The 19,816-nt window shown below is 38.9% G+C and carries 16 protein-coding genes and 1 other RNA gene; 14 read left to right on the top strand and 3 right to left on the bottom strand.

The window, feature by feature from the left end:
• Positions 1–27: 27 nt before the first annotated feature.
• The 8 genes from FD46_RS07750 to FD46_RS07715 all read left to right on the top strand — a co-directional run bounded on the left by FD46_RS07750 (position 28) and on the right by FD46_RS07715 (position 10,748).
• A complete protein-coding gene (locus FD46_RS07750) occupies positions 28–924 on the top strand; it encodes a hypothetical protein (RefSeq protein WP_057896583.1) in 897 nt (298 codons plus the stop codon).
• 212 nt (positions 925–1,136) lie between these two features.
• On the top strand, positions 1,137–2,324 hold the full coding sequence (gene tuf, locus FD46_RS07745) for an elongation factor Tu (protein ID WP_057896582.1): 1,188 nt from the start codon (positions 1,137–1,139) through the stop codon (positions 2,322–2,324).
• Between the two features lie 358 nt (positions 2,325–2,682).
• Positions 2,683–3,996: a trigger factor gene (tig, locus tag FD46_RS07740; protein WP_057896581.1), complete on the top strand. Its 1,314-nt coding sequence runs from the start codon at positions 2,683–2,685 to the stop codon at positions 3,994–3,996.
• Between the two features lie 168 nt (positions 3,997–4,164).
• Positions 4,165–5,418, top strand: a complete 1,254-nt coding sequence (clpX, locus tag FD46_RS07735; protein ID WP_057896580.1) for an ATP-dependent Clp protease ATP-binding subunit ClpX — start codon at positions 4,165–4,167, stop codon at positions 5,416–5,418.
• A 286-nt stretch (positions 5,419–5,704) separates the two neighbouring features.
• A complete protein-coding gene (gene gndA, locus FD46_RS07730) occupies positions 5,705–7,126 on the top strand; it encodes an NADP-dependent phosphogluconate dehydrogenase (protein ID WP_057896579.1) in 1,422 nt (473 codons plus the stop codon).
• A 214-nt stretch (positions 7,127–7,340) separates the two neighbouring features.
• A complete protein-coding gene (locus tag FD46_RS07725) occupies positions 7,341–8,027 on the top strand; it encodes a response regulator transcription factor (protein WP_057896578.1) in 687 nt (228 codons plus the stop codon).
• On the top strand, positions 8,024–9,568 hold the full coding sequence (locus tag FD46_RS07720) for a HAMP domain-containing sensor histidine kinase (RefSeq protein WP_057896577.1): 1,545 nt from the start codon (positions 8,024–8,026) through the stop codon (positions 9,566–9,568). The genes FD46_RS07725 and FD46_RS07720 overlap by 4 nt, the downstream gene beginning before the upstream one ends.
• 331 nt (positions 9,569–9,899) lie before the next feature.
• Positions 9,900–10,748: an aldo/keto reductase gene (locus FD46_RS07715; RefSeq protein WP_057896576.1), complete on the top strand. Its 849-nt coding sequence runs from the start codon at positions 9,900–9,902 to the stop codon at positions 10,746–10,748.
• A 240-nt stretch (positions 10,749–10,988) separates the two neighbouring features.
• Here the strand turns inward: FD46_RS07715 and FD46_RS07710 are convergent, their stop codons facing one another.
• Entirely contained in the window at positions 10,989–13,298 is a 2,310-nt protein-coding gene (locus FD46_RS07710; RefSeq protein WP_057896575.1) for a transglycosylase domain-containing protein, read from the bottom strand.
• Complete coding sequence (recU, locus tag FD46_RS07705; RefSeq protein ID WP_057896574.1) at positions 13,291–13,920, bottom strand: Holliday junction resolvase RecU; 630 nt, start codon at positions 13,918–13,920, stop codon at positions 13,291–13,293. Before recU ends, FD46_RS07710 begins: the two co-directional genes overlap by 8 nt.
• A 134-nt stretch (positions 13,921–14,054) precedes the next feature.
• On the opposite strand from recU, the gene FD46_RS07700 reads away from it, so the two are divergent.
• The 4 genes from FD46_RS07700 (at position 14,055) to FD46_RS07690 (ending at position 16,642) form a co-directional block, all read left to right on the top strand.
• On the top strand, positions 14,055–14,621 hold the full coding sequence (locus FD46_RS07700) for an SLOG family protein (RefSeq protein WP_057896573.1): 567 nt from the start codon (positions 14,055–14,057) through the stop codon (positions 14,619–14,621).
• A 67-nt stretch (positions 14,622–14,688) separates the two neighbouring features.
• Positions 14,689–15,030: a cell division regulator GpsB gene (gene gpsB / locus FD46_RS07695; RefSeq protein WP_057896572.1), complete on the top strand. Its 342-nt coding sequence runs from the start codon at positions 14,689–14,691 to the stop codon at positions 15,028–15,030.
• A gap of 23 nt (positions 15,031–15,053) precedes the next feature.
• Positions 15,054–15,422, top strand: an RNA gene (gene rnpB / locus FD46_RS10245) — RNase P RNA component class B.
• An 86-nt stretch (positions 15,423–15,508) separates the two neighbouring features.
• Entirely contained in the window at positions 15,509–16,642 is a 1,134-nt protein-coding gene (locus FD46_RS07690; RefSeq protein WP_057896571.1) for a THUMP domain-containing class I SAM-dependent RNA methyltransferase, read from the top strand.
• Between the two features lie 104 nt (positions 16,643–16,746).
• Here FD46_RS07690 and FD46_RS07685 read toward each other — a convergent pair whose 3' ends face one another.
• Positions 16,747–17,133 (bottom strand): ribonuclease HI family protein, encoded by a 387-nt coding sequence (locus tag FD46_RS07685; RefSeq protein ID WP_057896570.1) that lies wholly within the window; start codon positions 17,131–17,133, stop codon positions 16,747–16,749.
• A 33-nt stretch (positions 17,134–17,166) separates the two neighbouring features.
• Between FD46_RS07685 and FD46_RS07680 the strand changes: the two genes are divergently transcribed.
• Both FD46_RS07680 and FD46_RS07675 read left to right on the top strand, forming a co-directional pair.
• A complete protein-coding gene (locus tag FD46_RS07680; protein WP_057896569.1) occupies positions 17,167–17,550 on the top strand; it encodes an EbsA family protein in 384 nt (127 codons plus the stop codon).
• 124 nt (positions 17,551–17,674) lie between these two features.
• Complete coding sequence (locus FD46_RS07675; RefSeq protein ID WP_057896568.1) at positions 17,675–19,330, top strand: formate--tetrahydrofolate ligase; 1,656 nt, start codon at positions 17,675–17,677, stop codon at positions 19,328–19,330.
• The last annotated feature ends 486 nt before the right edge of the window (positions 19,331–19,816 follow it).

Here is a 19,816-nt window from a genome sequence, read left to right as displayed (position 1 = left end):
ACCATGATCGAAGAGGAGGCAGACCTTATGGAAGAAACGGATTATCAACGACTATATAATGATGGAATCGTTGCATTGTCGGCTGGGAAATTTCAACAAGCAAGCATGTCTTTTACAACTTGTTATTCAATCAAGGCGAACTTTCGGACTAATTATCTTCTTTTTTTGGCGCTTACGGGACAAGGACAATTTAGTGATGCTTTTTTACTTGCGCAAAAGTATTTGCGTGATTATGTGACTGATAACGAGCGCTTTGAACAGTTGCTTAGTACAGGTGCACAAGCAAAAAAATTTGTGGAGATTCGGAAATTATACTTGGCCGTTTCTGCTTATATGTCGGACAAAGAAAAAAGGTATTTTTTAGAGCTGATTAATCAGTTGGAAAGAGAATTCGTTTCTAGTAAGCCGAAAATATACAAAAGCTTGAAAAAAAAGGTTATTTATTGCGGCGCGTGTGATCTTTTTGAACAAAGAAGTGTGCTGAACATGGCAAAAAGTTTACCATTTGCGGATTATCTTGAAGCAGCTGTTTTTTTGCTTAAGGATCCGAATGTGCATCAGTTAATCAAAGTAAATGTACTTGACGATTTACGGTTGTTGAAAATTTCGGATAATTATGACTTTTATTTTCTTGATCATAACTTTTACCAAGTAAGTCCCAGTACGCTGCATGCCTTTGCTGCTTCGAAACTGTACAATAGGTTTGAAAACAGCTTCTTGCAAAAGGGCGAAGATGGATTAGGCAAGGAACGCTGGGCAGAATTGCGGCTAAAACTCAGCTTGCTGTATCCTTTTGAGATCGATTTAGTTTCTTTTTCATCAAGATGGCAGCATATTTTATTGTATGAAAAAGAGTTCTTATCGGTTTCAGATCAAAAGTGGGCGGACAGACTTGAAAGCAGTATTGCAGCCTGGAATGTTTAGTTGTCCTGTACAAGACTGGAAACCAAGTTTTTTGAGTTTTAAGTGTTTACAAATGATGAACAGCTCATTATAATAGCATAAGGATTCTTCTTTCAGGGAATACTAAATATATTGGTATTTCTACTGGGAAGTAGTATAATAAATCTTAAAGGATTATCGGCAATTGTTTTTGTTGCGGATTTTTCTTGCAAAATTACAGGAGGTTCGTATTAATGGCAAAAGAACATTACGAAAGAACAAAACCCCATGTAAACATCGGTACAATTGGACACGTTGACCATGGGAAAACAACTTTGACAGCCGCAATTACAAAGGTTTTGGCTGCAAAGGGATTGGCAAAGGCTGAGGATTACGCTTCAATCGATGCTGCTCCAGAAGAACGTGAACGTGGTATTACAATCAATACTGCTCACGTTGAATATGAAACAGAAAAGCGTCATTATGCTCATATTGACGCTCCAGGACATGCTGACTATGTTAAAAACATGATTACTGGTGCTGCTCAGATGGATGGTGCTATCCTCGTTGTTGCTGCAACTGATGGTCCTATGCCACAAACACGTGAACATATTCTTCTTGCACGCCAGGTTGGTGTTCAATATATCGTTGTTTTCTTGAACAAGTGTGACTTAGTTGATGATGAGGAATTATTGGACTTAGTTGAAATGGAAGTTCGTGAATTATTAAGCGAATATGATTTCCCTGGTGACGATATTCCTGTTATCCGCGGTTCAGCTCTTAAAGCTCTTGAAGGTGACAAAGAGGCTGAAGCACAAATTCAAAAATTAATGGATACAGTTGACGAATATATTCCAACACCAGTTCGTCCAACAGACAAGCCATTCTTGATGCCTATTGAAGATGTCTTTACAATCACAGGTCGTGGAACAGTTGCTTCTGGTCGTATCGACCGTGGAACTGTCAAAGTCGGTGATGAAATTGAAATCGTTGGTTTGAGAGACGAAGTTTTGAAGACAACGATCACTGGTTTGGAAATGTTCCGTAAGACTTTGGATCTTGGTGAAGCTGGCGATAACGTTGGTGCTTTACTTCGTGGTATTAACCGTGAACAAGTTGAACGTGGACAAGTTCTTGCTGCACCTGGTTCAATCCAGACACACAAGAAGTTTAAGGGTGAAGTTTATATCTTAACAAAAGAAGAAGGTGGACGTCATACTCCATTCTTCTCAAACTATCGTCCTCAGTTCTACTTCCATACAACTGATGTTACTGGTGTTATTGAATTGCCAGAAGGCGTAGAAATGGTTATGCCTGGTGATAACGTAACATTTACAGTTGAACTGATCGCTCCAGTTGCTATCGAAAAGGGCCTTAAATTCACAGTTCGTGAAGGTGGTCGTACTGTCGGTGCTGGTGTTGTTTCAGAAATCGACGACTAGTATTTTAAAAAGTTCGGATTTTTCCGAGCTTTTTTGTTGCTTTACAGTGTTTTCCATAAACGTAGAGTTTTGGAGAATGCTTTTTTATTATGTTCTGAAAGTTGCAGCAGATCTTTCAAACTCTTAAGAAAAGCAAGAAAATTTTGTTACTGTTATTCAACTGTTTTCTTTGGTTATAATTGCGTTTCAAGCCATATTTTTAAAAAACATACAAAATTATTGGAAAATTAATATTGAGCAGCTGTCCCAACTATCTTTTTTAGAGAGAATTATTTACAATTCCAAGCAATTACGGTAAACTTATTTAGTATGCAATTAGTAAATAAGTTGTACAAATTTTTTGTGCGGAGGGAAAATAATGTCTGCAAAATGGGAAAAACAGGGTGAAAATACAGGAAAGCTTACTTTCGAAATTTCACCAGATAAAATCAAAGAAGGTTTGGATCTGGCCTTCAAACGTGTAAAAAAAGATTTGAACGTACCCGGTTTTCGTAAGGGGAGAGTGCCACGTCAGGTTTTCAACAAAATGTATGGTGAAGAAGCTCTTTACCAAGAGGCATTGAATATCTTATTACAAGATGCTTATACAGCTGCCGTTGAAGAAACTGATATTAAGCCTGTGGGACAGCCTCATGTAGATGTAGAAAGTCTTGAAAAGGGCAAGCCTTGGGTATTGACTGCTGAAGTTTCAGTTGAACCTGAAGTTGAACTTGGACAATACAAAGGACTTGAGGTTACACCACATCCAACTCGTGTACTTGTCGGTGACATTGAAAAAAGATTAGAAGAGCTGCGTGGTAAAGAAGCTGAACTAGTTTTAAAAGAGGATGAACCGGCACAAAAGGGTGATACAGTTGTAATTGATTTTGAAGGTAAGATTGATGGCAAACCATTTGATGGTGGCAAAGCTGAAAATCACTCTCTTGAATTGGGTTCAAATTCATTTATTCCAGGTTTTGAAGATCAGCTGATCGATCATAAAGCTGGGGATAAAGTTGCTGTTAAGGTAACTTTCCCTAAAGATTATCAAGCGGAAGATCTTAGAAACAAAGAAGCAGTCTTTGATGTTGTAATCCATGAAGTTAAACAAAAACAGCTTCCTGAAATTGACGATGACTTTGCAAAAGATGTTGATGAAGATGTAGATAGTCTTGAAGAATTAAAAGCAAAGATCAAAGATGAATTAAAGGAAAAGAAAGTTGCAGATGCCAAGACAGCTATTCAAGATGAAGCTCTTGATGAAGCAGTTAAAAATTCAAAAATTGGTGAAATTCCTAGTGAAATGATTGACGAAGATATTGATCGTCAGATGGACCAGTATTTGGCAGGAATGAAACAGCAAGGTATTAATGCTGATATGTACTTCAAGCTAACAGGAACTTCTAAGGAAGATTTGCATAAACAGTTTGAAAAAGATGCTGCAAAGCGTGTTAAGACCAACTTAGTAATTGAAGCAATTGTTGCAAAAGAAGACGTTGAAGTCAGTGCTGATGAAGTTGATAAAGAAATTAAGGGCTTGGCTAAGCAGTATGGAATGGAAGAAAAAGCGGTTCGCAGCTCTTTGAGCGATAAGATGCTTAAGCATGACATTGCAGTTCGCAAAGTAGTTGAAGAAATTGCTGATTCTGCAAAACAAACGCGTGAAAAAAAGGATAATAAAGAAAATAAATAAGTAAAAAATAATTTTATCTGACTGATGATCACGTTAGGCTTTTGCCCAACGTGGTCATTTGCGCTAAAGTACCTTTAAAAAAGCAAATGGGTATACAAACTAAGTATTAGCGTTTATAGTTTTTGTTTGGTAAAATTTAGTAAATAGGTGGGTTTTAGGAGGTCGAATATGTTCGAAAATACAGATAAAAATGGACCTGTAATATGCTCATTTTGCGGGAAATCACAAGATCAAGTCAAAAAAATAGTTGCTGGACCCGGTGTCTACATTTGTAATGAATGCATTGATCTGTGCAAAGAAATTATTGATGAAGAGTTCCGGGATAAAGCAGCTGAAGGATTGACAGATGTCCCGAAACCGCGAGAGATAGTTAAGGTCTTAAACCAGTATGTGATTGGTCAGGAGCAGGCTAAGAAAACATTGGCTGTTGCAGTCTATAATCACTACAAACGTGTTAATGCAACACTAGAAAAAGATGATGACAATGATGAAACTGAATTGCAAAAAAGCAACATTTGTCTGGTTGGTCCTACTGGATCTGGGAAGACTTTTTTGGCGCAAAGTTTGGCTAAAATTTTGCAGGTACCGTTTGCGATTGCTGATGCGACTACATTAACTGAAGCTGGTTATGTAGGGGAAGATGTTGAAAATATTTTGTTAAAGCTTTTGCAAAATGCTGACTTTGACGTTGAAAGAGCAGAACGTGGGATTATTTATATTGATGAAATTGATAAAATTGCAAAAAAAAGCGAAAATGTTTCAATTACACGTGATGTTTCCGGTGAGGGTGTCCAACAAGCGCTGCTTAAGATATTAGAAGGTACGACGGCAAATGTTCCGCCCCAAGGCGGTCGTAAACATCCGCAGCAAGAGTTTATTAAAATTAATACAAGTAATATTCTCTTTATTGTAGGTGGTGCTTTTGATGGAATTGAGTCAATTGTAAAAAGTCGTTTGGGTGATAAAATGATTGGTTTTGGTGTTGACTCCAAACAAAAATACGATGAGCATAAGAGTTTGATGCAGCAGATCATTCCTGAAGATTTGTTGAAATTTGGACTGATACCAGAGTTTATTGGTCGTTTGCCGATCTTAACTGCTTTAGAGAAGTTGACTGAAAACGATTTGGTGCGGATCTTGACGGAACCAAAGAATGCTCTGGTTAAACAGTATGATAAATTGCTTAGAATTGATGATGTCAAACTGAAATTTGAGCCGGCAGCGCTGGAAGAGATTGCACGTTTGGCAATTGAACGTAACACCGGTGCGCGTGGATTACGCTCCATCGTTGAAAATACGATGCGTGATGTGATGTATGAGATTCCTAGCCGGGATGATGTTTCAGAAGTAATTGTCAATAAAGAAAGTATTGATGGTGAGCAGATGCCAAGGGTTGTATTAAGTGATAAACGTGCTTCGTAGATGAAGTTTGTATTTTTGAAATGCATTAAGTAAGTACGAATCAGATTGAAGAAGTTTAAATTAGGTCTGATCCAAAAGTCTGGTTGCTCCAGCTTTTCGGGTCAGATCTTTTTGTTTATATTTGGGAATACAAATAAACTTGCTATTTTAATTTATCATTTGGTCAGGAGAAAAGCAGGTTGATATTTTTGAAATCAATTAAAGGTTAAATCGAGATACGTCTTTATCTTTAAGCGTTATTTTGGTACCATTAGGTAGTAAGAGAATAATAGTAGGAGGTTTGATCATGGACAAACCACAAATTGGTGTGATCGGCATGGCAGTGATGGGCAAGAATCTTGCACTTAATATTGAAAGCCGCGGTTACACTGTTGCTTTATATAATAGAACAGGATCAAAAACTGAGAGGGTGGTTGAGGATCATCCAGACAAGAATTTGGTCCCTAGTTATTCGATTGCAGATTTTGTAGCTTCACTTGAGACCCCGCGTCGGATTATTCTGATGATCAAGGCAGGAGCACCTACTGACGGAATGATTAAACAGCTACTCCCGCATTTGGATAAGGGCGATGTCTTGATTGATGGTGGAAATACTTTCTTTGAAGAGACAGTCCGCAGGAATAATGAACTGGACGAATCCGGCATTAACTTTATCGGTATGGGCGTTTCAGGTGGGGAAAAAGGAGCACTTGAAGGCCCTTCACTGATGCCAGGCGGTCAAAAGAGCGCATATGAATTGGTTGAACCAATCTTAAAGAAGATTGCGGCTAAAGCAGAAGACGGGACTCCTTGTGTAACATATATTGGGCCTAATGGTGCAGGACACTATGTTAAAATGGTTCATAATGGCATTGAATATGGCGATATGGAATTAATCTCAGAAAGCTATAATTTATTGCGCAATGTTCTGGGCATAGAAGTAGATGAAATTGCAGCAATTTTCAAGGAATGGAATCAAGGAGAACTTGACAGTTATTTAATGTTAATCACAGCTGAAATTTTAACTCGTAAAGATGATCTTGGAAGTGGAAAACCAATCGTAGATGTGATCCTTGACCGTGCAGGCAATAAAGGAACTGGAAAATGGAGTTCTCAAAGTGCTTTGGAGCTTGGAGTGCCACAATCATTAATTACTGAATCTGTTTATTCTCGTTATATCTCTGCTTTAAAAGATGAACGCGTTGCCGCAAGCAAGAGTTTGACAGGACCGGATTTTGCTATTGCTGATAGTGATAAGAAGGCTTTGATTGAAAAAATTCGTCAGGCTCTTTACTTCAGTAAAATTATGAGTTATGCACAAGGCTTTGAACAGATGAGAGTGGCTTCAGAGCATCATAATTGGAACCTTAAGTATGATGAACTTGCAATGATTTGGCGCGAGGGTTGTATTATTCGTGCACAATTCTTGCAAAAAATTACGGATGCATTCAACAAACAACCAGATCTGAAAAATTTAATGCTTGACCCGTATTTTAAACAGATTACTGACAAATACCAGGCTGCTGTTCGTGACATTGCAGCGCTTGCTATCAAGGCAGGAGTTCCTGCTCCTGGATTTACAGCAGCAATCACTTATTTTGATCAGTACAGAGCAGCTGTTTTACCTGCTAATATCATTCAGGCACAACGAGATTACTTTGGTGCTCATACGTATGAACGTACAGATAAAGAGGGTACTTTCCATTATGAGTGGTACCATGAAGAGTAAAATTTTTTAAAAATACATGAGCCAGTTCGATCAACAATGAATCTGAAGACCGATTCATTGTTTTTTTTGGGCAATAAATAAGCGGAATTTAATCTGTAAAAACGACTATTCTTAGTTTTTATGTTAAGTTATACTTAGGTAAATTTAATTTGTTTTTTAGCATGGAATAAGTGAATTTAAATAATAAAAACAAACTTTTATAGGAGTGTAAAGTATGAGCCGAATATTGATAATTGAAGACGAAAAGAACTTAGCTCGCTTTGTCGAACTTGAATTGCAGCATGAAGGTTATGAAACAGAAGTTCATTATAATGGACGAACAGGATTGGAAGCTGCACTTGAAAAAGATTGGGATGCAATTTTATTAGACCTTATGCTTCCCGTTTTAAATGGATTGGAGGTTTGTCGCCGTGTACGGCAGGCTAAAAATACCCCCATCATTATGATGACTGCCCGTGATTCAGTAATTGACCGCGTCTCAGGACTTGATCATGGTGCGGATGATTATATTGTCAAGCCGTTTGCCATTGAAGAATTATTAGCACGTCTGCGTGCTTTATTGCGCCGCATTGATATTGAAAGTGAACAAAACGGCTCTAAACAGACTAAAGTAACTTATCGCGATTTGACGATTGAAAAGGAAAACCGGGTTGTACGCCGTGGAGAAGAGATTATTGAACTCACGAAGCGCGAATATGAATTGTTGCTGACATTGATGGAAAACGTCAATGTTGTTTTGGCCCGTGATGTTCTTCTAAAGAAGGTTTGGGGTTACGAATCCCAGATTGAAACCAACGTTGTTGATGTTTATATCCGCTATTTGCGTAACAAGATTGATCGACCGAATGAGGAAAGTTATATCCAAACGGTTCGTGGAACTGGGTATGTGATGCGTTCGTGAAAAAAAGAAAAAACCTTGTAGCTTCTTTAAGGGAGAAGAAAGAAAATAAACGTTTTTCACTTAAGCTGAAATGGGCAGTAGGAACGGCTGTAGGTGTCTTATTGATTTTTTCAGTTTTTGCTACGTTGCTATTTCAAAGTTTTTCTAGTTTGATGTTAAGGCAAGAACAGCAATATGCTTCTGACGCTTTGTCCGTGGCTGCTAACCGGCTTGCTAGCTTGGACGTTGAATTAACTGAAGACAATGCACGTCAAGAACTCAGTTCGGGTGTTAATACCAGTCAGCAAGAACAAAGAGAACCTTCAAAGTTATATTCTAACTCTGTTTTTGTAGCTTTTTCTCGTAAGAATATCGGAGTCGGTGCATACAACTTAAATGGACAGAAAGTTTTTTCATCACGTAAAATACCTGTAAAATTTGATATTAAAGAAACAGATTTAGGTAAAGTTGTTAAAAGCGACGGAACAAATGTCTACGTCGAAAGACGATCCGTTGTCTCTAGGAGTACTAGAAAAGTTATCGGTTATGTTCAAGTAACTAATCGGCTGTTGGATTATGATAACACACGGCAAAAACTTTTTTTGATTTTTATTGTTTTCGGTATCACAGCAGCTTTTGCCTGTGCAATTTTAGGGTATGTTTTAGCTTCTTGGCTTTTACGGCCTATTGATGATATTAATGAAACTATCAGCAAGATTAATGGAGAAGAAGAAGGGGATCCGGTTGCAGACATTCGAGTACCTTTAGTAGCTCATAATGATGAGCTGACAGACTTAAGCCGGACATTCAACAATATGCTGGATAGAATGCAGCGTTATATTGAACAGCAGCAGCAGTTTGTAGAAGATGTCTCCCATGAATTGCGGACCCCGGTTGCGATTATTCAAGGGCATCTGGAATTGCTGAACAGGTGGGGGAAAGATGATCCTAAGGTACTTGCAGAATCTATTTCGGCCTCGCTGCAAGAAATTACCCGTATGAAGAGTCTTGTTCAAGAAATGCTGGATCTTTCACGTGCTGAACAAGTGGAGATTCATTTCGGTAAGGAAATTACGGATGCACGTGAGGTTGCGCTGCAGGTTTTCAATAACTTTAAAATGATTCATCCGGATTTTGTATTTTTAATTGATGATGATTTAGGCGGAAAAACTCCTGTTAAGATATACCGTAATCATTTGGAACAAGTTTTAATTATCTTGATGGATAATGCAGTTAAGTATTCACGTAAACGTAAGGAAGTCCACTTATCAGTTTCTAAAAATGCACGGGTCGTTGACCTTGCTGTTCAAGACTTTGGTGAAGGAATTGCTCAAAAAGATATTGGAAGAGTCTTTAACCGCTTTTACCGCGTGGATAAAGCACGTAGTCGGGATGCAGGCGGAAATGGTTTAGGGCTATCTATTGCACAGCGCTTGATTGAAGGTTATCATGGTCAGTTGACTGTCGAAAGTGTTTTAGGACAGGGTTCCATTTTCCGGATCTCATTACCGTTAATTAATGAGCAGGATACGGTGCAGGATAATAGGGTTGTAAAAGACTGAGTTGTTATTTCAATAAAGGATCCTTGTCAAGCGGAAAAAGCTGACTATTGAGACCCAACTAGTGCGCATATTGCAGAATTAAAACAGAAGGCTGAGTCAAAATGTAACTTTTGACCCAGTTTTTTTTTGGTTTTGAACTAACCATAGTTTCAACTTTGTAAGTAGTTTTATTTTCAGAAACTGTAGTTGTCTAGCGATTTTTTAAAGTGATTTTTTGCGACAGTTTGTCTGAGTGGTTTTGAAAAAAATAGTTTGTTAGAATGAACGTGGAAATTCGATGATTTCTTAAGAGTGTATTTAGCCGATTGCAAAAAGGAGATAGAAGACAAGTATGAAGAAAATTAAACTTGCAGGTCGAAAAGTTTCAGCTATTGGAATTGGAACTTGGCATATGGGCGATAATCCTGCAGAAGAACAAAGTGAAATTGCTGCCATCCGTGCAGGAATTGATGCGGGGGCCGATGTAATTGATACTGCCGAAATGTATGGAAATGGCAAGTCTGAATCTTTATTAAAAAAGGCGCTTTTGACTTACGATCGTGATAAGCTTTTTCTGATTTCCAAAGTTTTACCTAATAATGCATCTGTTGAGCGAATGGAGCATAGTCTAGATGCCAGTCTGGATCGTTTAGGCACTGCTTATCTCGACCTTTATCTTTATCATTGGCGGGGGAAATTTCCGCTTTCAGAAACGGTTAATGAATTGCAGCGTTTAGTTGAAAAGGGGAAGATTCGTTCATGGGGTGTCTCTAACTTTGATACTTCGGATATGAAGGAACTTTGGTCCTTGCCAAACGGAAATATGGTAGCTGCAAATGAAGACCTTTACAATCTAGGAAATCGTGGAATTGATTACGATTTGGTAAAATGGCAGCAAGCGCACGAAATTCCATTGATTGCTTACAGCCCGTTAGGTGGATATCGAACATCAGATTCGCAAATGATAAAAGACACTAAAGTGCGAAAGATTGCTGAAAAATACCAAGTATCAGTTCAGCAGGTACTATTAGCTTGGACAATTCGCAATAAAACAACCATAGCTATTCCGCAAACGAGTAACCCTGCTCACATGAAAGCTAACATAGAAGCAGGCAACCTTGAATTGACTGAAGAAGATCTTCAGTTGTTAGAGCAAGCCTTTCCTGAGCCTAAGGTTAAAGAACCACTTGCCATTCGCTGATTAGCCAATAGTCGCTAGATTTTAAGCATTAACTGCGAATTACGAACATAGTTCGAATTTGACTATAAGTAATCCGTGGTTAAGCGGAAAAGACTGGCTATTGAAACGTGTTAATTATGGAAACTGCAAGAGAGTACAAAAAATGAGCCAAAATATAAGGGTTGACCCAGTACCTGATTAAAAAAATAAGCCTCTGAGAGTTGCAGCTGCTCTCAGAGGCTTATTTTTAAAGCTGTTTAATTAAGGCGTTGATGAAGAATTTGAAGAGGATGAAGGTTCACTGCTTGATAGTTGTGATGGTTCTGATGAAGAAGGATTAGAATTTTGCGAAGACGATGAACTTTCTGAACTTTGAGACTCAGGTTCAGATGGTAATTCACTGCTTGATGGTTCAGAAGAGGAAGGTTCTGAACTGGAACTTGAACTTGAGCTTGAACTCGAACTAGAACTGGAACTTGAGCTCGAACTAGAACTGGAACTTGAGCTTTCACTGTTTGAAGAACTGCTTGAATCTGAGTCGGGAACTGGTTCAGGAGAACCGGCGAGATACAATTCGCGAATACCATTCACTGTTTTTGTATAAACATTGCTCGGCTTTTCCCAATCAGTATTGGTTTTTCCTTCTGAAAGAGACTCCATTGCATACTTGTAGAAGTAAGAAGCAATCCTTGCAGAATCGGCAGTTAAATAATTACCGGTCTCATAAGGATGATCGTATCCTACCCATACAGAGATTGAGTAATGCTTTGTGTAGCCGTTAAACCAAGAGTCCATATCAGCAGAAGAAGGAAACTTAGCAGCAATATCAGCGGGATAACTGTTGGTACCGGTTTTTCCGGCTTGATACAAACCGCTGATATCAGCATAACGTCCAGTTCCTTGGGAAGTGTTGATAACATTTTTCAACATATCAGTAATCATATAGGCTGTAGAAGACTGCATAGCCTGTGTGCCTTCACTTGAATATGTCTTGGTTTCTCCATCAGCTGTTTCAATGCTATTGATGTAAGTAGGTTTATAATAAGTACCGCCATTTGCAAAAGCTGCATAAGCTGCAGCATTTTGGAGTGTAGAAGACGGTAAACCAATTCCATTTTGAAATTCAAGTGTTTTATCATATTTGAATCCTAACTTGTTGACAAAATTCTGGGCCTTGGTAATACCGACTGCTTCTAACGCTCTAATTGCAGGAATGTTGCGCGACTGTGTTAACGCACTGCGCATCGTCATTGTTCCTAAGTGTTGATGATCAAAATCAGAAAGCTCAATATTTGTTCCCGGATAAATGTATTTCGTATCTTTAAGTTGATGATAGGTTGCCCAGCTGAGATATTCGATTGCAGGTCCGTAATCCATCAGCGGTTTTGCAGTTGAACCATTAGTTCTGTCAGTTTGAACAGCCCTGTTTAAACCGTATGTCACATCCCCGCTTTTTCGACCGCCGATCATTGCTACAATTTTACCGTTGTTAGGATCGACAACTGTAGAAGCAACTTGAATTTTATCATCTGGATAATTGATTTCAGCAGTGTTATTAGCAAGATTATATAGGCGTTTCTGTGCTTTCATATTCAGATTAGTGTAAATTTTAAGGCTGTTGTTATAAGGGTCGTATCCCTTGCTACGGGCCTCTTGAATAACTTGTTTGATATAAGGATCAGCAATTTTTGCCTTTTCAGTGGTCTGAGTAGCACTATGGTTTTGTACTAAATCCTTTGTAACATCTTCTTGTTTAGCTTGACTAGCCTGTGCAGACGTAATTTTTTTATTTTCAACCATCGCATCCAAAACCTCGTTGCGGCGCTGTGTTGCTAATTTTGCATTTGAAATTGGATTATAGCTGGAAGGTGCATTCGGTATCCCGGCAATTAGGGCCGTTTGTGCTAGGTCAAGCTTACTGAGGGATCTGCCATAATAATAATGTGCAGCAGTCTGCATCCCGTAGGTGCTATCCCCCATGAAGACCTTGTTAACATAAAAGGTTAGGATCTGTTCTTTGCTGTAAGTATTATCCATCTTCAGTGCTAACCAGGCTTCTTGTGCCTTACGTTTGAATGTTTGATCAGAACGTTTAGTTGAGAAAAAAGATAGTTTTATCAACTGCTGATCAAGGGTACTGCCGCCTTGAAGTCCAGAAGAACCTGATACATTGGATACAGCTGCTCCTAAGATTCTGACAGGGTCAACTCCATGATGTTTGTAGAAACGCCGGTCTTCAATTGAAACAACAGCATCTTTTAAAGTTTGGGGAATATCCTTACTGTCTACATACTGGCGATTTTGTGCTCCCAGACTGACAATTTTTTTGCCTTCTGAGTCATAAAGTACAGTTGATCCTGCACTGGTGAGCGCCTTTTCTGTCAGAGCAGGGGCACTCTTGGCATAGACAAAAAAGATGGTTGCTCCTAAAGCAACTGCAACTTCAATTACTATCAGCAGGGTCAGTAAACTTCTTTTAAAAATTTTTTTAAATTTACCTTGCGGTTTGTTTTTCCTCACGTTTTGCTTTCGACGTGCAACCCGTGAGAGTTTAGGGTCTTTATTACTCATGACTTACTCCTTTTGTAGTATGAAGATTTTCAATCAGCTTGTCTACGCAGGCTAAATAGGGAACAAGCGGCTGGACATGATATATAATCGGAAAGCCGGTTGTTGCAATTACCTTTTTTGGAATTGATTTGCGGCCATGGCCTTGGTTGTCCCAATACTTAAGTAAAGTTGCGACCGGAAGCAAAAAAAGTTCCTGAGTTGCACAAAACTTAATAATAGTAAAACAAATCCCTCCTTGCCTAACACAAGCTTTCATGTGTTCAACTTGATGCTCATGGAAGTTATTGAGCGGAAAGGATGTTTTGCTGCGTGTCTCTTTGGCTTCGAAGTCAATATAATACCCATGATATACGCCGTTGTAATCTGTCGTAGAAGCCTGCTTAAAGTAGGCTTCTTTGATAACTGCAGCACTGCGTTTAGGGTAATCAACCTGCACTAATTGAATCGGGATGGGTTTTTTATGAACCACGGCAATCTCTCGGTGCAGATAATAAGTATTGCTTTGATTTAGCTCTTCTTCAAGCGACATGCCGCGATTACCAAAAATAACATTATTATTTTTTCGGCTTTTTTTTACAGAAGCCGGTTTATAATTTTGGCCGTTCGGATATCTGATGACCATGCTCCATCACTCCATTCGACTTATTATACCAACATCATTCATACTTGGCAAAAGCCCTCTGAAGGCGTGCTTGCTGATGGGGTATTTTTCTTATACTATATAATGGATATGATATTAAAGGAGGAAAGAGGAGAATGAAAATCTGGTTGTCAGGCTACCGTAGCTACGAGCTGAACATTTTCAAAGAATCTGATCCTAAAATCGAGGTTATTAAAAATACTTTAAAAGAATACCTGCTCCAAAAGTTAACGGAAAATGGACTTGAATGGATTTTAGCCGGTGGGCAGCTTGGAATAGAACAGTGGGGATTGGAAACTGCAAATGAACTTAAAAAGGATTATCCTGAATTAAAAACTGCAATGATGCTGCCGTATCAAGAGTTTGAACAGAATTGGCGTGAGGATAAACAAGCGAAGTATCAAGTAATTAAGCAGGCTGTTTCTTTTTCGGCAAGCATCAGTACAGACCCTTACAAAAGCCCGCATCAGCTGCGTAATTGGCAGGAATTCATGCTGGCCCATACTGAAGGAGCAGTTTTTGTGTATGATCCTGAATACGAAGGAAAGACCAAGTATCCTTATGAAGCAGTAAAAAAATACCAAGAAACACACGACTACCCTTTAACTTTAATTGATATGGACTGGTTGGAAACAAGTGCTAGAGAATTTATTGAGAGAAAAAGAGATAATGGTTTGCAATAATAAGAAACTTTGGTATAATTAAAAAAGTTACGAAGTTAGTTTTCTAGAGAATATGAGGTGCATTTCTGTGGATAAGATAAATTTCACGCCTAAAGACATTGTAAATAAGAACTTCAAACCTAAAATGCGTGGCTATGATCCTGCAGATGTGGATGAATTCCTTGATGATGTAATCAAGGATTATGAGACGTATTCTAAAGAAACACAGCGCTTGCAGATGGAAAATGATCGTCTCGTCAGCAAGGTAGATGAGCTTACCAAGCAACTTGCAGTAGGTAAGAGTGGACAAGCAAGCCATCCTACATCCAACGTGACGAATATGGATATCTTGAAACGTTTATCAAATCTTGAGCGGCATGTCTTTGGTGCTCAGTTGAATAATGATACGGATCAAGAGAGCCATTTCTAATAACTGGCATAATTTTTGATGAAGTTTTCTGGTAATCGCGGTTTGCTTTATGCAGACTGAGGAAAGTCCAAGCTTGCACAAGCTGAGATGCTTGTAGTGATCGTGCTTGCTGAAAAAATAAGGCAAGGTACCTTTATGGTAACGGCAGACAAAAAAGCTAAGGTTTGACTATGCTTTAGTAGTTTTGAAAAGTGCCACAGTGACGAAACAATATCGGAAACGATATTGGTGGAACGAGGTAAACCCCGCGAGCAGGTAACCCAAACTTTGGTAGGGGCGCTTCATGACGGAAATGAACTAATCATGGGGGCAGGCATTTTGCCTGGAGATAGATGATTACCACCGATTTCGGTTTCCTGAACCGGATGACGTACGGAACGTGGCTTATAGAGGACTTCATCACAGGACTGGTTAGGAGTATTTTCGGATATTCCTAGCCTTTTTCTTTTGAAAAATAAATGAAGGAATGACATACAAAATGAAAAAATATGAGTTGTTGGCAACTGCGGCTTCTGGAATAGAGGGCTTAGTCGGAAATGAATTGCGGCATCTTGGATATGAAACACAGGTGGAAAATGGCAGAGCACGTTTTCAAGGAACCTTTGAAGATATATTGCAAACCAATCTTTGGTTACGGACAGCGGATAGAGTAAAAATTATTGTTGCGGACTTTAGAGCAACTTCTTTTGAAGAACTTTTTGAAAAAGTTAAGGCATTGCCTTGGGATGAATATTTACCTTTAGATGCCGCTTTCCCTGTGGAAGGCAAATCGCAAAAATCAAAGCTTTTCAGCGTTCCCGATGTGCAATCAATTGTAAAAAAAGCGATTGTTGACAAAATGAGTACTGTTTACCATAGAAGAACCCGTCTACCTGAAACTGGTGCAAAGTATCCGCTAGAAGTAGCACTTAACAAAGACCAGGTGCTTTTGACCCTAGATACAAGCGGTTCAAGCCTTTTTAAACGTGGTTACCGTGTAGAAAAAGGACCGGCTCCTTTAAAAGAAAATATGGCAGCAGCTTTGGTTTTACTGGCACACTGGTACCCCGAAAAAACATTTGTAGATCCGGTCTGCGGTTCAGGCACGATTCCACTAGAGGCCGCGTTGATTGGACACAATATTGCGCCAGGGTTCAATCGTGACTTCATTTGTGAAACTTGGACTAATATGCCACAGGAATTAGCACAAGAAGTTCGTGCATCCGCGGATGCTCAAGCGGATTATGACCGTGAACTTGATATAAGGGGTTACGACATTGATGGCAAGATGATTGATATTTCCCGTCTGAATGCACAGGAAGCTGGTCTTTTGCATAATGTGCGCTTTAAACAGCTGGCTGTTAAGGATTTTAAAACTGATCTGGAAAATGGTGTAATTGTTGCTAATCCTCCTTATGGTGAACGTTTAAGCGATCAAGAGGCCGCACGTGAGCTTTACCGTCAAATGGGAGACGTTTATCGGCCATTGACCTCATGGAGCAAGTATATTTTGACCAGTGATCTGCAATTTGAGACTTTTTATGGACAGCGTGCAACAAAAAGACGTAAACTCTATAATGGTTCTATCAGAACAGATCTTTTTCAATATTGGGGACGTCGTAAAAAGAAATAGTTACCGACAATTTAATTAGTTTTTGAAAACAATAGAGCAAAAACGAAGGGCAGGGGGAGAGCTTTGACCCGTCTTTCGTTTTTTTATAGTCGCTATATAAAAGGCTAGAGCTGATGCAGTTTCTGTAGTGCTAAGGTATGAGCACCGTGATTTTCTTTTTCAGGAATCCAGCGGTTAATGACCAATGAATAGTTTTTCTGCAGCTTCAGCAGTTTTTTTAGTAGATGAGGGTAGCTTTTAGAATATTTTTTTGCAATACTATCCATAACGATCTTGCTATCGCTAAAGAATAGAATTGTTTCTTTTGTACCAAATAATTCAGCGACTTTTTTCCAGCCCATGATAGCGGCATTAAATTCTGCTTCATGATTTGAGCTGGGAGAAAGAGCAAAAGAAAATTGCTGTTGTTTTCCCTGTGAGATTATTAGTACCCCTGCGCTACTCGGGCCAGGGTTCCCTTTTGTAGCGGCATCTGTATATAATTTTATCAAATTATCTGCTCCTTAAAAGAAAGGTGTTTTGCAATGAAAACAAAGTTTTACTATCAACCTGACCTTGCAATGGCGCTTACTTGCTGGTCGTATACTTTTATGATACTCCTAGCAGGTTTTTTATTATGGCTTGAGTTGACTGTTTTTCAAGTTTGGTCAGCAATTGTTTTTTTGTTGTTTTTTATTACAGCGATCCTGCAGCTGCTCTTGCGTTGGGCCGAGATTGCTCAGGATTCGCAGGTACTTGTTTTACATACCGTTTTACCACAAAATACAAAAAAAATTGAGATTAATGAACTAAGAGATATTTCTTTAATAAAGGGCGGCCTTTCGTTCAGAGATAAAAATCACAAATACAAGATAATGATGTTGAAAAACAATCGTGAGGTTCTTTATAATTTAATTATGGATCAATAAAAAGTTCGTATTTATACGGAGACAGCTTTTTTTTAGAACAAAGTAGGCATAAAAAAGTATTTTTTGATGACATTATACGAACAATAATTTATACTAAGACTAAAACCAGCAAGGGGGAAAAGGATTGAAAGACATAGAAATTGCACAACAGGCGAAAATGGATAAGATAACTAAAATTGCTGAAAAAGCCGGTTTATCTTCAGACCAGATCGAACAATACGGGGATTATAAAGCGAAGATTAAACTTCCGGTAAAAGAAAATAGTAAAAGCGGGAAACTTATCTTGGTAACTTCGATAAACCCTACTCCAGCAGGGGAAGGTAAATCGACGGTTACTGTCGGGTTAGGCGACGCTTTTAGCCTGCTTAAAAAGAAAACTGTTATTGCATTGCGGGAGCCTTCACTAGGACCTGTCATGGGAATGAAAGGCGGGGCAACCGGGGGCGGCTATTCCCAAGTGGTACCGATGGAAGATATTAATCTTCATTTTACAGGGGATATGCACGCACTGACGACTGCCAACAATACACTTTCTGCTTTAATTGATAATCATATTTATCAAGGCAATAAGCTTCACCTTGATCAGCGTCGTATTCTTTGGAAACGTGTTTTAGATATTAATGATAGGGCGTTGCGCCACGTGGTCATTGGAATTGGTGGGCCTACACAAGGAATCCCGCGTGAAGACGGATTTGACATTACTGTTGCAAGTGAATTGATGGCAATTCTTTGTTTAGCAGAAGATATTGCGGATTTGAAAAAACGCATTGGGCGGATAGTTATTGGTTATACCACTGATAAAGAACCGGTAACTGTCGCTCAATTGGGTGTAACCGGTGCGATTTCGCTCTTACTGAAGGATGCTCTGAAACCTAATTTGGTTCAGACTCTTGCTCATACCCCGGCTATTATCCATGGTGGGCCATTTGCAAACATTGCACATGGATGTAACAGTGTCTTAGCGACACAGACAGGGCTTAAACTTGCAGATTATACTTTAACTGAAGCTGGTTTTGGCGCTGATCTGGGAGCAGAGAAGTTCTTGGACATTAAGACACCTGTTTTGGGTAAAACACCTGATACGATCGTGGTAGTTGCAACTGTACGTGCACTTAAGATGCATGGCGGGAAACCAAAGAACGCTTTAAAAGAAGAAGATCTTTCAGCACTTACTGCAGGTTACGCCAACTTGCAAAAACACGTAGCAAACATGCGTCGATATAATATTCCAGTTGTTGTAGCTATTAATCAGTTTTCTTCAGATACTGAAGCAGAGTTGAAACACTTGAAGGAACTTTGCGAATCTGACGGGACACCTGCACTTGTTGCTGATGTCTGGGCAAAGGGCGGCAAAGGAGCAATAGAATTGGCAGAAAAAGTTTCGCAGTTGTGTGAAGAAAAGCATGATTTCAAGCCATTATATGCACCTGAAGATGATTTGCAGGAAAAAGTTGAAAAAATAGTTACACAGATTTATGGCGGTGCAAATGTGGTATATGGAACAAAAGCTTTACGTCAGCTAAAGGATTTCAAAACATTAGGCTGGGATCATTTACCGGTCTGCATGGCAAAAACTCAGTATTCTTTGTCTGATGATCCAAAAGCTATCGGCGCACCACGTGACTTTACGATTCATGTTCGTGAGTTTGTGCCTAAGTTGGGCGCTGGCTTCGTCGTTGCATTAACCGGTAACGTGTTAACGATGCCAGGATTACCGAAGGTTCCGGCTGCAAATGAAATGAACTTGAGCAACGATGGGATAATTTCTGGGCTTTACTGAGTTTAAAAAATGGGAGTATCAATAGTCGTACTCTTTAAGTATTAAGTGTGAATTGCGAATATAGTCTGGATTTGACTATGAGTGATTTGTAATAAAACGGAGGAAAATGGCTGGCTGTTGGAACACGTTAATTCGGATATCGTAAGATAAAAATAAATAGCAGGATAAAATGTGAGATTTGACCCAGTTTCTGGTTATTAAATAAAAATAAAATAATTTTAAAGAAAGATCTAATTCAATGGCTGATTAATTTCGGTTTTTGAATTAGATCTTTTTGTTTTGCTAAAGACAATAGACAATTCACAGTTTCTGAGTATTAAACAATGTATTGCGAATATAATTTGTCTTTACTACAAAATTATGACTAAGCGAGGTGTAAGTTAAAGGAAAATTTTTGCCAGTAACTGGCAAAAATTTTTAGCGTTGTTGTAGTAATTAAAAGCTAATAAGTAAAAGCTGCTTTCTAAAAAAAAGCTATTTAATAGG

The organism is Liquorilactobacillus oeni DSM 19972, assembly GCF_001436275.1.
Taxonomy (GTDB): domain Bacteria; phylum Bacillota; class Bacilli; order Lactobacillales; family Lactobacillaceae; genus Liquorilactobacillus; species Liquorilactobacillus oeni.
This window is presented reverse-complemented; position numbering and strand designations above follow the sequence as displayed.

Bases quoted from the DNA above. Each gene is read 5' to 3' on its own strand.
- FD46_RS07725 (WP_057896578.1), top strand. From the start codon at position 7,341: ATGAGCCGAATATTGATAATTGAAGACGAAAAGAACTTAGCTCGCTTT.
- gndA (WP_057896579.1), top strand. From the start codon at position 5,705: ATGGACAAACCACAAATTGGTGTGATCGGCATGGCAGTGATGGGCAAG.
- recU (WP_057896574.1), bottom strand. From the start codon at position 13,920: ATGGTCATCAGATATCCGAACGGCCAAAATTATAAACCGGCTTCTGTA.
- clpX (WP_057896580.1), top strand. From the start codon at position 4,165: ATGTTCGAAAATACAGATAAAAATGGACCTGTAATATGCTCATTTTGC.
- FD46_RS07680 (WP_057896569.1), top strand. From the start codon at position 17,167: ATGAAAACAAAGTTTTACTATCAACCTGACCTTGCAATGGCGCTTACT.
- tuf (WP_057896582.1), top strand. From the start codon at position 1,137: ATGGCAAAAGAACATTACGAAAGAACAAAACCCCATGTAAACATCGGT.
- FD46_RS07715 (WP_057896576.1), top strand. From the start codon at position 9,900: ATGAAGAAAATTAAACTTGCAGGTCGAAAAGTTTCAGCTATTGGAATT.
- FD46_RS07750 (WP_057896583.1), top strand. From the start codon at position 28: ATGGAAGAAACGGATTATCAACGACTATATAATGATGGAATCGTTGCA.
- tig (WP_057896581.1), top strand. From the start codon at position 2,683: ATGTCTGCAAAATGGGAAAAACAGGGTGAAAATACAGGAAAGCTTACT.
- FD46_RS07700 (WP_057896573.1), top strand. From the start codon at position 14,055: ATGAAAATCTGGTTGTCAGGCTACCGTAGCTACGAGCTGAACATTTTC.
- FD46_RS07690 (WP_057896571.1), top strand. From the start codon at position 15,509: ATGAAAAAATATGAGTTGTTGGCAACTGCGGCTTCTGGAATAGAGGGC.
- FD46_RS07710 (WP_057896575.1), bottom strand. From the start codon at position 13,298: ATGAGTAATAAAGACCCTAAACTCTCACGGGTTGCACGTCGAAAGCAA.